Origin of the sequence: Acetobacterium sp., assembly GCF_036508315.1 — a bacterium.
Lineage (GTDB): Bacteria > Bacillota > Clostridia > Eubacteriales > Eubacteriaceae > Acetobacterium.
In genome coordinates, this window is the sequence record NZ_DATCHP010000062.1 from 19,199 (window position 1) to 33,033 (window position 13,835).

13 protein-coding genes are annotated in these 13,835 nt (G+C 40.2%); 2 read left to right on the plus strand and 11 right to left on the minus strand.

The window, feature by feature from the left end:
- Window positions 1-107: 107 nt before the first annotated feature.
- Both VIK44_RS07960 and VIK44_RS07965 read right to left on the minus strand, forming a co-directional pair.
- A complete protein-coding gene (locus tag VIK44_RS07960) occupies window positions 108-1,787 on the minus strand; it encodes a putative ABC transporter permease subunit (RefSeq protein ID WP_331553326.1) in 1,680 nt (559 codons plus the stop codon).
- Entirely contained in the window at window positions 1,787-2,509 is a 723-nt protein-coding gene (locus tag VIK44_RS07965; RefSeq protein WP_331553385.1) for an ABC transporter ATP-binding protein, read from the minus strand. The genes VIK44_RS07960 and VIK44_RS07965 overlap by 1 nt, the downstream gene beginning before the upstream one ends.
- Before the next feature lie 150 nt (window positions 2,510-2,659).
- On the opposite strand from VIK44_RS07965, the gene VIK44_RS07970 reads away from it, so the two are divergent.
- Entirely contained in the window at window positions 2,660-3,523 is an 864-nt protein-coding gene (locus VIK44_RS07970) for a 4Fe-4S binding protein (protein WP_331553327.1), read from the plus strand.
- A 211-nt stretch (window positions 3,524-3,734) separates the two neighbouring features.
- Here VIK44_RS07970 and VIK44_RS07975 read toward each other — a convergent pair whose 3' ends face one another.
- The 9 genes from VIK44_RS07975 to deoD form a co-directional block, all read right to left on the minus strand.
- On the minus strand, window positions 3,735-4,355 hold the full coding sequence (locus VIK44_RS07975; protein WP_331553328.1) for an ABC-2 transporter permease: 621 nt from the start codon (window positions 4,353-4,355) through the stop codon (window positions 3,735-3,737).
- Window positions 4,355-5,212, minus strand: a complete 858-nt coding sequence (locus VIK44_RS07980) for an ABC transporter ATP-binding protein (RefSeq protein ID WP_331553329.1) — start codon at window positions 5,210-5,212, stop codon at window positions 4,355-4,357. Before VIK44_RS07980 ends, VIK44_RS07975 begins: the two co-directional genes overlap by 1 nt.
- 3 nt (window positions 5,213-5,215) lie before the next feature.
- Window positions 5,216-5,590, minus strand: a complete 375-nt coding sequence (locus VIK44_RS07985; protein WP_331553330.1) for a GntR family transcriptional regulator — start codon at window positions 5,588-5,590, stop codon at window positions 5,216-5,218.
- A gap of 122 nt (window positions 5,591-5,712) precedes the next feature.
- Window positions 5,713-6,393, minus strand: coding sequence for a SprT family zinc-dependent metalloprotease (locus VIK44_RS07990; protein ID WP_331553331.1), 681 nt, complete (start codon window positions 6,391-6,393; stop codon window positions 5,713-5,715).
- A gap of 3 nt (window positions 6,394-6,396) precedes the next feature.
- Window positions 6,397-6,960, minus strand: a complete 564-nt coding sequence (locus VIK44_RS07995) for a methylated-DNA--[protein]-cysteine S-methyltransferase (protein WP_331553332.1) — start codon at window positions 6,958-6,960, stop codon at window positions 6,397-6,399.
- 19 nt (window positions 6,961-6,979) lie between these two features.
- Window positions 6,980-10,483: an SMC family ATPase gene (locus VIK44_RS08000; protein WP_331553334.1), complete on the minus strand. Its 3,504-nt coding sequence runs from the start codon at window positions 10,481-10,483 to the stop codon at window positions 6,980-6,982.
- On the minus strand, window positions 10,480-11,700 hold the full coding sequence (locus VIK44_RS08005) for an exonuclease SbcCD subunit D (protein WP_331553336.1): 1,221 nt from the start codon (window positions 11,698-11,700) through the stop codon (window positions 10,480-10,482). Before VIK44_RS08005 ends, VIK44_RS08000 begins: the two co-directional genes overlap by 4 nt.
- Window positions 11,701-11,974: 274 nt before the next feature.
- Window positions 11,975-12,385, minus strand: a complete 411-nt coding sequence (locus tag VIK44_RS08010) for a hypothetical protein (protein WP_331553337.1) — start codon at window positions 12,383-12,385, stop codon at window positions 11,975-11,977.
- An 89-nt stretch (window positions 12,386-12,474) separates the two neighbouring features.
- The gene (deoD, locus tag VIK44_RS08015; RefSeq protein WP_331553339.1) at window positions 12,475-13,194 is read right to left on the minus strand and encodes a purine-nucleoside phosphorylase; all 720 of its coding nucleotides are present in this window, start codon (window positions 13,192-13,194) and stop codon (window positions 12,475-12,477) included.
- Window positions 13,195-13,342: 148 nt separating this feature from the next.
- Between deoD and VIK44_RS08020 the strand changes: the two genes are divergently transcribed.
- Window positions 13,343-13,768 carry a flavodoxin domain-containing protein gene (locus VIK44_RS08020; protein WP_331553340.1) on the plus strand — a complete coding sequence of 142 codons (426 nt, stop codon included), beginning with the start codon at window positions 13,343-13,345 and terminating at the stop codon, window positions 13,766-13,768.
- Window positions 13,769-13,835: the final 67 nt, after the last annotated feature.

Consider the following 13,835-nt stretch of genomic DNA (forward strand, 5'->3'; position numbering starts at 1 on the left):
CATCCTTCTTATCTTTGTAAGCGTCAAACCCAGCCCACATGTTAAGACTTCCAAGATGCTTCAGTGAATAGCTTATATGATTTTACTTGTTTTTCTATTAATACCACTTAGAAGGCTAACAATCGCTCTTCAAGATTTTTATTGATGATTTTATAAAATACAGCGGTTAAAATCCCGCTGATCATGGCAAAGAGTCCATAGGCCAGCCATTGGTTCACAAAATACCCCAGGGCTGCTGAAATAAGAAGGAGTAATCCCACATAGGCCATTCCTCCAAAAAGAGTAATGACGACATTCATATTATTTTTTACTGCCTTTTGGGGGTTATCCCATTCCAATAATGGACGATTCATATCAATTAACAATCCAAATAAAAGAATCGGTACGGTTCCCAACACTCCCAGAATAACCGTTAATAAAATAGTCATCCCTGTCAATGGCAGATAATAATACACCCCTATGAGAGTAAAAAGAATACCTAGACTCTGCACAACCAGGGCTGAGGCTGTCCGTCCGATAATCTGGTCTCTGGGGGATACCGGAACGATCCGGGTCAGCCAGGAAGCTCTTCCTTCCCGGGAGAAAGTGGTTGCCGTGGTTGCCGAGGTTGCTCCAAAAAAAACAAAGAATCCCATGAGCATAAAATTTACGACCATGGGCATTTGGTCATAAAAGCTCTTTACCGCATCAAAATCTTGTGGGGTTAAGGGGGAAAAAGATAAAATGATGAGTATGCACAATGGGACAATAATCACCACGCTTACGTTATTTAAAAGAAAGATAGGGGTTCGCAGGAGCAAACGCATATCCATGGCAAAAATTGCCATGGCTCCATGGCTTTTTGGGCCCAGGGATTTTTGTCGCTCAGCCCTGGTCAGTTTTTTCCCTTTTCTTGAGGTTTTCCCAGTAATCAGACTTGCAATAAAAAACCGTTCTCCAATAAAAACCATAAGGCCAAAGGAAAAAGCAGTGATTAACGTCAAACAAAACACCCAAAATACAGACATCAGGTTCGTTTCATTAAGCCCCCAGGCAACAAGTAGACTGGCAGGCGCAAAATATCCGATCATGTTTAATAATTTTTCATTGTTGTTCAATAAACTATTCATCAGGGTTTGTAAATCAACCTCGCCAGTACTTCCCATTTGGGCTCCAAACCAGAATTGAATGCCGATAATCAGTGAAATACCAATAATAATAAAGATGATTTGAACAACATCCTGGCGCCCTTTAATGGAAGATGACCGCATAACGGTCATAATTAAGGCCGTTTCCAATGAAAGCGGCAGTAAAGGAAGGGTGAGAAAGACCACAAAGGCCAAAAACACATATCCCAACCCCATTCCCTGGCCAATGCCATATATCATGAGGACCGGTATAAACATTAATGCTGCAAAAACATACTCAAGTACCAGAATACTGGCAAATTTTGAAATAATGATTTTTCTGGGAGCAATGGGCAAGGGTATGAGTTCTTCCATATTCTTTGAGAAATAGAATTCCGAAAGAATGTACATAATGCCAAAAATAATAATTATTACCGAGGTGAAAATATAACCAATGGTTAAAAAAACCGACACTTGATTGATCAGTCGAAGCCCTGTGTATAAAGCGGTCATAAAAGAGATATACATAAAAAAGGCCGGAATCAAGGCAACGGACACAATGATCATGGTAAAAAGCTGCTTGGAAAATTCTTTTTTATTATGGGTTTTATTATAGAAAAGCAACGAAAATCCCAGAGAATCATTTAAAAACAGTTTTGTAAGATTAATAATCTCTCTCATTATTCTGTTAACTCCAGGAAAATATTTTCCAGGGATTCCTGACTGCCTGTCTTTGTCCGGATTTCATTCATGGTTCCCACTTCGATGATTTTTCCATTTTTAATAATGGCTATCCGATCACATAATTTCTCTGCAACATCCAGTACATGGGTAGAAAAAAAGACGGATTTCCCCTGATCGCAATGGTCGCGCATGATTTTTTTCAGCTCAAAGGATGCCTTAGGGTCCAAACCCACCATGGGCTCGTCTAAAATAAATACTTCAGGATTATGAATTAAGGCTCCTACCAGAGCCAGTTTTTGCTTCATTCCATGAGAAAAGGAGCCAATGGGATCATTGATGGCGTCCTTGATCTCAAAGAGATCCAAATATTTTTCGATCTGCTTTTGTCGCTCTGTCAGGGGCACCTCATAAACATCCGCCAGAAATTTGAGGTATTCAATGCCCTTGATTTTTTCAAAAAGTTCGGGATTATCAGGCACATAACTGAATTGTTTTTTTGCTTCAAGAATATTTTTCTGATTATCAATGCCATTTATGAAAATTCTTCCGGTATCCGGTTTTAACAGACTGACCATCATTTTAATAGTTGTGGTTTTGCCTGCACCATTGGGTCCTACAAACCCAAATATTTCCCCGGGATGGACTTCAAGGCTAACGTTATCAACCGCTTTGGCCTTCTTATTTCCATAGGTCTTTGAGACCTGTTCGAGTTTAAGCATCATGTGTCCCTTTCCTTAATACAAATTCTTATTATTTTAACATAAGCTTCCTTAAGAACCAATAAATTTAATATAGTTTTTAGATATAAGGGATAAACTGTTATGCGACGAATAAATAAAAGAGCATCAAAAATAGAAAGCAGGTATATCATGATCACTCAAAAAGAAATTGCAACACTAAAATCTCAGGGAATTTTAGCCCAAAAACAGGAGGGTTATTTCTCCATTCGTATTTTAAGCCGAACCGGCAACTTTACATCAAAAGAAATCCAGACCCTGGCAGAAATTGCTGAAAAATATGGTCGAGGCTATTTAGGTGAAACCACCCGACTTAATCTTGAAATTCCCTGGATCAAATATGATGATATTGAACCTGTTAAATCTGCTATTACAGCGGCTGGGCTTAACTATGGCGGCACCGGGAAAAAGGTCCGACCGATTGTAACCTGTAAGGGAACCGTTTGCCTTCATGGGCTTTACGACACTCAAAAACTTGGTGGCATTTGTCATGATCAATTCTTCGGACAGGAACTTCATGGAAAAGCGAAACTGACCTTTGTGGGATGCCCGAACAACTGTGCTAAAGCCAATACCAACGATATCGGCTTCGTAGGCCAATCCTACGTACAATATGATGAAGATAACTGTACAAATTGCGGCAAGTGCACCAAAGTTTGCCGAGCTAAATCACTTACCCTGGTTCATAAAAAACTGGTATGGAATGAAAAACTCTGTGTTAATTGCGGGAAATGTGCCCAGGTTTGTGATTTTGAAGCCATGACCGAGGAAGCCCGTGGAGTTGCTGTTTATGTCGGTGGCCGTATGGGTCGCAGTTACCGTTTTGGTGACCGACTGACGGATCTTTATGCTGTTGAGGGAATCCCTGAGCTTGTTGAAAAAATTCTGGAAACCTATATGGACTTAGGTACTGATGGCGAGCGTATTTCTGCAGTCATTGATCGTGTAGGAATCAATGCCTTCGAAAAGACTTTATTGGAACGTCTGGAAGACTAAATGCCTGAGTACTGGGTTTGTTTTGCAAAATCGTCCTGAGGACAATGATAAATCGTTGTCTGCTGCATGATCGTACAGGCTACGCCTGTTCGCCATGATGCAGACAACTGATATTACCATTATCCCCAGAACTTACATTTCTACTTTGTCTACAGTTTGAGGTCTGATCGTAAATGTTCAGACCTTTTTCAATATCAACCAACCTTTTTTTCTAAAACTCCTTCTTCTCGTAAATTTTCAGTGAAAGCCCATAGGAGAGGATCAGACCAACCAGAGTGAAACCGATCAATAATGAAAGATACATCCATGGATTGGCGTCGATCGGTATCGGGATATTCGTTTTTTCCAAAAGAAAGATAATACCCATGGGTATCAAAAAACAAAGCATTAACATCAGCCGGGCTTTTTCAGCTCCGAATTTATAAATCAATGGGAGCATAACGCTTCCGAAAACAAGAGCGATAAGCAAAACGACTCCAATGATTGCTAAAATCTCCATGGAAAAACTTCTTCCCACGATCATTGTTCCAATGATGCCAACAATCAGGGATAGTATCGCTCCTGAAATAGTCAGAATTCCCAAAACCAGATATTTACTCAGTACCATTTCTTTTCGGGTCACCGGCATAGTCAGTGCATAGGTATCCCATTTGGCCAGATCATCATAACTAATGGTGGTAATCACCATCATGGCTAACATAATAATAATGATGCCAAAAACAAAGTCATTACCTGCCGGTATAAAAATAACGGTAAACAGAAGCATCATGACTCCCAGGGTTTTAAATGTCCCCTTTAAATTCAACAGATCTTTTAAAATGAGCCCTTTCATTATTTTTCCCCCTTAATGTAAAACAACATGATTTCTTCAATAGAGGCTCCATCCACAATTGCCTCAGGATATTTCTTCTTTATTCCCCTCTTATCTTTTACCAGAATTTCATAGCCAAACTGATTTTTCCGATAGCGAATGTACTCATCCTTATCCAGCTTATTAAACTCTTCGATTCCACATTTCAATACCCCCATACCATCTAACAGTGTTTCTTTTTCTTCCTTCAGAAGTATTTCTCCCTGATGAATAAAAACAATGTAATCCGCAATTTTATCCAGGTCACTGGTGATATGAGAAGAAATTAATATTGAATGCTCCTCATCCTGGATAAAATCCATAAAAACATCCAGGATTTCCTCTCTGACAATGGGGTCTAATCCGCTGGTAGCCTCATCTAAAATTAAGAATGTCGGTTCATGGGAAAGAGCAACGCCAATTTGCAGTTTCATTTTCATTCCCCGGGAAAATTCTTTAAACTTTTTATTTTCAGGAAGTTTGAATTTCCCAAGATATTTGTTGTAAATTACAGGATTCCAATTTTTATAAATACATCCCATCATTTTTGAGATATCTCCAGTGTTTAAGTTATCGTGAAAATTACACCCATCAAGTACAACCCCTATGTTTTCTTTGATCTTTTTTTCTTCTTTGATGGTGTCCATTCCCATCATTTCAATGGCGCCGCTGTCTCGGCTAACTAAATTAAGAATCGCTTTAAGGGTCGTAGTTTTTCCTGCGCCGTTCTCACCGATAAATCCGACGATACTTCCCTTTGGGACGGCAAAGCTTACATTTTTTAATTGAAAATCCCCATAGTTTTTGTTTAAATTCTGAATTTCTAATGCATTGGTCATTTTTTATTCTCCTTTATATAAAACCGCTATTATTTCCGTGAGTTCTTCACAGGTTATGTCACTGCTCTTTGAAATGTCCACTGCTTTTTGAAGGTATTCTTCAGCCAGTCTTAATTGCTCTTCCCGAATAAAGGCCATATTTTTATTGGCTACAAAACTGCCTTTTCCGGTGACTGTTTCTATAAAACCATCCCGTTCTAATTCGGAATAGGCGCGTTTGGTTGTAATCACACTGATTCGCAACTCCTTTGCCAGGAATCGCATGCTCGGCAGCAAATCCCCTGGAGATAATTCTCCCCGGATAATCATGTTCTTTATTTGCATGGCAATCTGTTCATAAATGGGCTTGCCACTGCTATTGCTGATACTGATGTTCAATGGATCACCTCCCGATGTTAGTGCATAGTGTATATATCACTTATATACACTATGCACTAACATCATTGAAAAGTCAAGTTTTTTCCAACAAAAAACCACATGCTTCATGCATGTGGTTTTAGTTACTCCCAGTTTTGTGTCATTAGGGTTTTCTGGAGTACTTTCAGTTTATTCTTTTCCTGTTTATAATTGGGTAGGATTTGCTCAATAATCTTCCAAAATTTTGGGGAGTGGTTCATTTCTAAAAGATGAGCCAGTTCATGAACCACCACGTAATTAACCGTATCTTCATCAGCCATCACCAAATACCATGAAAAGTTAAGATTCCCCTTGCTGGAACAGGAACCCCACCGTGATTTTGCGCCGTTAATTTTCACAGCCAAAGGCTTTAACTTCATATGTTGGCTGATATTTTGAACTTGTTGGGCCAGAACCTGTTGGGCAAGGTCACGATAGGTTTTTACCACTTCATTTTTAAGCCCTTCCGGACTTAGAAAACGATGGGCATAAAAACATTCACCATTAAATCCTGTATTCTTCTCATCAATGGCAACTAAGGGATAGGTTTTTCCGAAAAACAAAAGGTGATCCCCGAAATTTAATTGAAAACCATCTCGGCAATCAACCTGAGTTTTAACCGTCGTATAATGTTCTTCAATCCAGGACTTATTTTTTTCAACAAAATCGTTGATGATTTTCTTTGATGTTCCCAAAGGGGCTCGAACCTCAATAAGAGCATTCTTTGTAATGGTTAAACTCAGGGTTTTTCTTTTAGCATATTTTATTGAAAATTTTTCTGTCATTGACTAATCCTTCTTTTTTACTTCGAATCCTTCAAGCTTTAAAAGGTTTTCTTTTAAATCAATTCCCCCACCATAGCCCACCAGGCTGCCATTAGAGCCAATGACCCGATGGCAGGGAATCACAATAAGAATGGGGTTTTTATTATTAGCCATTCCCACTGCGCGACAGGCCTTAGGATTGCCAATGGCTTCAGCTACTTGTTTATAGCTGCGGATTTCACCAAAGGGAATATCAAGTAATGCATTCCATACGGATTTTTGAAATTCCGTACCCCGGGGATCAAGGGGAAGATCAAAGGTTTGCCGGTTGCCAGCCAGATACTCCTTTAATTGTTCTGCTGCTGTTTTTAATAGTTGCGTTTCCTCTTTTATCGGGCGGGTAATACCCGCCCCTACGGGTGATAAGGGTGTTTCCTCTTTTATTTCAGGGTCTAACAGGCGGGTAATACCCGGCCCCAGGCACGTTTTTAATAGGGTGATTTCTGTAATGGCATTGCCATTTTCCGCAATGCCCACTCGACCGATTTCCGTATCATAATACCAAACTCGTTCTAATGACTTCTCCATTTCTATCTCACCCGCTTCCTTATTTTTCAATTCTTACCCGACTGCCGCCTGCGCCGGCTTCTGCCGGAGTAATAAGAAGCTTTACCGGCATCCGATTTTTAATGGATTCCACATGACTGATAATCCCCACTTTTAACTTATCATGATGGAGCATTTCAATGGAGTTCATAACGTCCTCCAGGGCATCTTCGTGAAGAGATCCAAAGCCCTCATCCAGAAAGAAAAATTCTAAAGGGGCGCGACCTTTTAATTGTATTTCTGCGGACAGAGCCAGGGCCAGGGACAGAGATGCCAGAAAAGTCTCTCCCCCTGATAGAGTAGAGGGATCTCTTGAGGCCCCACCATTTTTATAGTCTCTGATGATAAAGCGTCCGTCGGCGTCGGCTTCCAAACCATAATTGCCGTTACTGATTTCCATAAGGCGTTTAGACGCTTCAATGGAAATATATTTCAGGCGTTCCACAGCTACAAATTCGACAAATTTCTTCCCGGAAAAAAGTTTTTCAAGATCAGTAATAAGGGCTAAATGATGATCAACTTTTTCTTTTTCGATTAAGAATTCTCGCAGTTCGGCTAACCGGATTTCCAGGATTTGCACCTCTGCATCCCGCTGATTTTCCTGTTTTTTAAGTCGGTCAACATTCTCGGTATAACCTTCAAAGAAGGTCTTAATTTCTGTGAATTTTTCAACACTTAACTCACGGAAATTTACTTTTTTATTCAAGTCCTCTAAAATTCCTTTGTTCTTTGACAGCGCTTCATAATATCGTTTAATAAATAATTGCAGGTCTTCCATTATTTCTAAGGTTAAGCTGGCCGTTTTTGCTTCCTGACAATCATTAAACCCCAGCGCTTTTAATTGGCTTCTCAGGGCTTCCTCAGCGTTCTGATACTGGCCCTTCAAGGTTTTAAGAATGGCCTCTTGTTTAATAACCAGCTCCTGGACTCTTTCAAAGGCATTATGGATGTTACCCCGTTTTTGCTTGCAGTTGATCCAATTTTCATTGATGCGGTTAAGATTCTCTTCGCATTTTTTTTGGAGGGACCTTAGCGCTGATAGATCGTTTTCCTGACCAACCTTTGCCGCAATGGCCTTTTGCTTTTCGATTAGCTGTTTTTTCTTTTCATTGCCGGAAGTCTTTGCTTCTCCCATTTGACCCTGTAGTTCGATGATTTTTTCGCTAACTGCATTCCATTTCTTTTGATCCTCGTCTAAAGCTTTTCGGTATTTTTCAAGACTCAAGCCCAGTTCATTTCGACGGGTATCCATTTTAATAATTCTAATATTCTCATGGACAAAATCCCTAATTTTCGTTTCATTGGAAAGTTTTTCTACCGCATTGGTCACAATTTCTAATGCTTCTTTTTTATGATGATTTTGTTCATCAACTTCTCTTGTCTGGTTTTCCAGGAATTTCAATTCGGCATTTTTTTCTCTCATATCTCCGATCATACTGAATAAGTCACGATCACCTTTGTTTTTACTTTCCTCCCATTCTTTTTTTTGCTCTTCCCAGTCTTCAATGGCTTGACTCAGTAATGTTTGCTGGTTTGCCAGGAATTCCGGGGTTCCGTCTTTTATGTCTTCTCCGAGATTTTCCAGTTCAGTTTTCTGGGCCAGCTGATTATCGGTTTCCGCTTTTAAACTGCCGGTTAATTCAGATATTTCTGCGATTAGCTTGGTTAACTTATTTTCCCTGAACAGCAGGTCTTTTTCCAGATCTTTTAATGCCTCGGTTTGCTCTGATACCCGGGGCTGTTTTTCAATGGGATGATCTTTTGAGCCACAGACTGGACAGGCCTCCCCGGCAATAAGCTGTTCTCTGAGCTTTGCTCCCAGATTTTTATTTTGAAGGATATTAATCTTTTTTTCAAGGTCTTCATATTCCTGTAATAAGTCATTCCTGACTCTGTTCTTTTGTTCGATTTTCTCTTCCAACTCAGCCATCCGCAGGTTTTGTTTGTTGATTCTTTCTTTGAAAGATTTTTGTTTTTCCCAAAGATTAGAAACCCTATTGGTTTCATCCTTCAGCTTTTGAATCTCTTCACGGGTGCCGAGCTGGTTGTTACTATGGATAAAAAGCTTCTCTGAATAATCTTTGATGTTTGCTTCGAAGCTTTCTTTTTTCTCATTCAGAAGACTGGTATCCTGAATAAGTTTCCTGATTTCCAGACTGTTTTTATCAAGGCGCTCAACATTGAGTTTAATGTCGCTTTCCAGCCCTTTCATTTTTTCGACAAATCCGGTCCCCTGATTTACTTTCTCCCGGTAATCAACGGCTACCCAAAGATTTTTTTCCTGCATCTCGTCTTCAATGATCGTGGCTTTCTTTCTGTCAACTTCCAAAGCGACTGCTTGCTTTTGTTTTTCAAACAATTGATGCTTTTCATCACACTGATTGTAAACTGATATCAGGTCTTTGATCTCTTTCTCCAGGGTTATTTCTTCTTCTTTCATGCCAATGGCATCGATGATTTTAGAAAGCTGTTCTCTTATTTTAGGGTGATGATTATTTTTTTCATCTTCAGCCTGTTCCCAGTCTTTTTCCAAGCCTTCTTTTTCGACTAAAAGCTTTTGCCGGCTTTCGTTATCAATTTCCAATTTTTCTTCAAGATCAGTGATTTCCCGGGTTAAGCTTTCCCGGTTATTAATGGCAGGCATAACATTCTGTGCTTTTTTCCCCTGATCCAGTTGGTTTTCTTTGGCTTTGATCTGCGGTGCCTTATTTTTTAAATCCCGATCCTCTTCAAGTGCTCTGCATAATTCCTGTTGCACTTCCCAAAGTTTTTGGGCTTCCGATAATTCTTCGGTAATGGTTTTAAGCACCTTTTGCTGAACGCTTAAATTCTTTTGGATCGCTGTATACTCTGATTTCTTTGCTTCTAAAGCCTTATCCGAAACTTCTTCATAACCATTGAGTCGTCCTTCTAATCGATGAAGACCTTCGGTGATCTTTATTCTTTCAGATTTTACCCGGTTAGTCAGATCCTCACCGTATTTGGATAAATTAAAGAGTCTCTCCAGCATTTCTCTCCGCGGTTTTCCTTCCAATTTGAGAAAGTCGCTGAATTTTCCCTGGGGCAGCACCACGGTTCGGGTAAAGTCTGTTAAGCTGAGACCAATAATATCCTCACAGCAATGACTCACTTCGGTGGATCGATCGGCTAAAACATGGGGCAATCCTGTGGAACAATCCAATAGCTGACATTTCCCCTGGTTAATTCCGCCATTTTTATTGCGGACAAATTCCCGACTTACCTGATAATTTTTATGTTCGGCTCCGGAGATAATAAATTCAAAAACAACACTGCCTTTTTGCTCATTCAGATTAATATAATTCGTACTGTTTCGCGAAAGCTTCCCATAAAGTGCCAGCGTAATGCCATCGAGAATCGTTGACTTGCCGCTGCCGGTAGGCCCGAAAATTCCAAACAGGCCGCCCTGGGTCAGCTCATCAAAATCAATGGTTTGCTCTTCGATAAAGCTGTTAATTCCTTTTATTTTAAGGAGCATCGGTTTCATAATTTTTCCTCCTGAAGAACCAGGGATAGCAGCAGCTCTAAAACCTCGTCATCGGCTTCGATTCCGCGTTCTTTGCGATAAAATTCTTTAAAAACATCTCCAAAGGATTGCTCGGTTAATCGTTCCAGACTTTCTTCGGTTTTTAATATGGTCAGCTTTGGAATAACCTCTAAAATATCAGCCTTGACTTCCTTCATTTTTTTTATTTCATCCTCACGGATATAGTGATCGGTTTCGATTTCCAGATAAACCCAGCAGGATCTTTCGGCATTGTCCTGACATTTTAAGGTTGCCGCTTCAACACTTTCACATTGCCAGACCTCAATCGGTTTATATATTTTCAAATCAATTTCCCGGATGTCGTTTTTGATGGTCTTTCCATTTTCAACCACAATTTCAATGACCATGCATTTTTTCCCGTAGGCAATTTCCCGGCGATTAAAGTGAATGGGAGACCCGGCATAACGTCCCCGACCATTGGTTCCCGGAATAATCTGGGGCTTATGGATATGTCCCAAGGCAATATAATGGGCCTTATCCGGGAAACATTTGCCTTCAACAATATAAGTTCCCCCCAGTTGGATACTGCGCTCCGACCCGCCTTCTTCGCTGCCCATGGCAAAAATATGGGAGGTGACCAGATTAATGGTATCTTCCCTGAATTGCGATTCCAGCTGATTGAAATAAGAAAAAATACGATCACTGTAGGATTTCTGATTGCCTTCATCGTCAGTGACTTCATTGTACAGCACTTCATTCAGCCGTTTTTCACTGGGATAGGGTAATAGTAGAACCACGGCCCGCTCGCCATTGATTTCAATTTCAACATAACCTTCTCCGGAATTCACGACCTCATGTTTTCCATAAGTTCCTGGTTCAATAATGGTTTTCGGAACCCCGGCCATCAGAATCCCATGGTCTCTGGCAAGGGGGCCGGGTGCTTCCAACCGTTGCGGGTTATCATGATTTCCGGCAATGACCAGAATGAGTCTTTCCCCATTATTTGACAAACGTTTAAGGGCATCATAAAACATTTTCTCTGCCCGGGACGGAGGATTATAAGTATCGTAAACATCCCCGGCAATGATCACAAGATCGATGTTTTCTCTTTCCACAATTTCAATGAAGTCATTGAGAAAAGTTTCCTGCTCATCCATCCGACTGTGGCCCTCAATATTTTTTCCGAGATGCCAGTCAGCAGTATGCATTATTTTCATGAAATTCGCTCTCCTTCACCTTGTTTGTTTGATAATTGTATATTCATAAATACAGCCGTAAATTGCTTTGCTGTCAGTTTTCATAAACAATTTTATAACGTATAGGCGAACAGTCGTTAGACTGTACGACGTATAGTGGAAAAATTGTTTCATGTAAACAGACAGCAAGCTCACAGTACTTTCATAATGCTTATGTGTTTTTTTCCATTATCCCACAGACAGATCGCATTGTATAGATGAAAAAAGCTCCGGCAAATGCCGGAGCTTAATCTTCTTATGCCTGCTTTTCTATCTCATCCACAGCCACAAGAAGCTCTGAAATTGAACTGTACCAGTTTTCGATCATATGACGCATGAGACCAACTTGTTCCGCTTTTGCAAGCAGTCCTAAAATAGGGATTTTCGACCCATAAGCTGCCCCGATTTCGGCCCAGGCATCGCATCCTGAGGGTCCGATATAAATAATCAGATCGGCACTGGTGACTGAATCAATACAAAAATCAAAAACCCGTTCCCCTTCCGGGGATTGAATGAAATGGGTGAGCTCCTTTTGGGATAAAAAGGCTTCCTCAGGTCTGCCCTCTCGAATCCAGGATAAAATCGTATGCCCCCGTAGTTCCAAAAGATCTGTGAGCATTTCAACCGCGTGCTGATGCTTCCATGATGCTGCAATATAAATTCGCATTGTATCCTCCTTTTTTTTTATTAAATTCACTTTTTATATTATTATACTCTGCTGGTTGTTGAATCACAACACTAACCCGGGCCAGCCTTTCAAATTGACTGGATGGCTGCTGCTAAACCAATCTCCATCATTCGTCTGAAGGATTGCTCTCTGTCTCTGGCACTTGTTTCCTCTTTTGTCACCAGATTATTACTGATGGTCAGTAAACACGCTGCTTTTTTGTTTAAAATATTGGCATTATGAAACAAAGCGAAGCTTTCCATTTCAACACAGATACAACCATGGTTTTTCCGGATGGTTTCACATCGATCCTCCTGTGACTCACGATAAAAAACGTCCGAGCAATGAACCCGGCCTTTTACGATGGGATAACCCAACTTTTCTGCCACAGCTTCTATGGATCCATTAAGCTGCTTATCAGAAGTTAAAACATCTTCCGGACATCCGCTTTGGACAAGTGCATAGCTGGACTCGCTCCAGGCACTCTCAGCCAACACCAAATCGTAAGTTTTTAAATCCTTAATATAAGCGCCGGCACTGCCAATGCGAATAATGGCGTCCACTTCATAAAAACTGAAAAGTTCATAGGAATAAATGCCCATGGATGGCATACCCATACCGGATCCCATGACACTTATCTTCTTACCTTTATAAATACCTGTGTAGCCAAGCATATTTCGCACGGTATTAAACTGAACCGGATTCTCAAAAAATGTTTCTGCAATATATTTTGCCCGGAGAGGATCTCCTGGCATCAGAACAGTTTTTGCAATATCTCCGTTTTTTGCTTCATTATGGGGAGTCGGCATAAAAACGCCTCCTTATGGTTTTATTTATTTTATATTTAATTATAACCAAAACAATATCAACTTGACAAACTTTAAAATAACAAGTACATTAAAACCTATAAAGAACTAAGTAACCTTAACTATTATCTTAAGAAAGGACTAACATTTTATGGACATTCAATTAATCTATGCCACCAAAACCGGCCATTCAAAAAAAATCGCAAGTGCTGTTGCCGGGGAACTGGGTATCAAGTCAAGTAACGTCAGTGATCAGCCCAAGCTTGAAGAAGTTGATTTACTTTTCATCGTCGGTGGAATTTACGGCGGAAAAAGTTTGCCGGGAATGATTGATTTTATTAATACTTTAAATAACAGACAAGTAAAAAAGGCGGTTTTAATCACTTCATGTGTATCAAAGAAAACCGGGCAAACAGAAATTCGTAAAATACTTTCACAGAAAAACATTGAAATACTGGATAAAGAATTTATTTGTCAGGGCAGTTTCTTATTCTTTGGTATGGGTCACCCCAATCAAACAGACATCGATGATGCCATTCGTTTTTCTAAAAATGTAGCTGACCGGTTCAGAGCCTAATCTGTCGTGAAATCACTGCCAAAATTCGTTTTGAACCATAAAAGCCAGGTGACCTTTAAGGGTGACC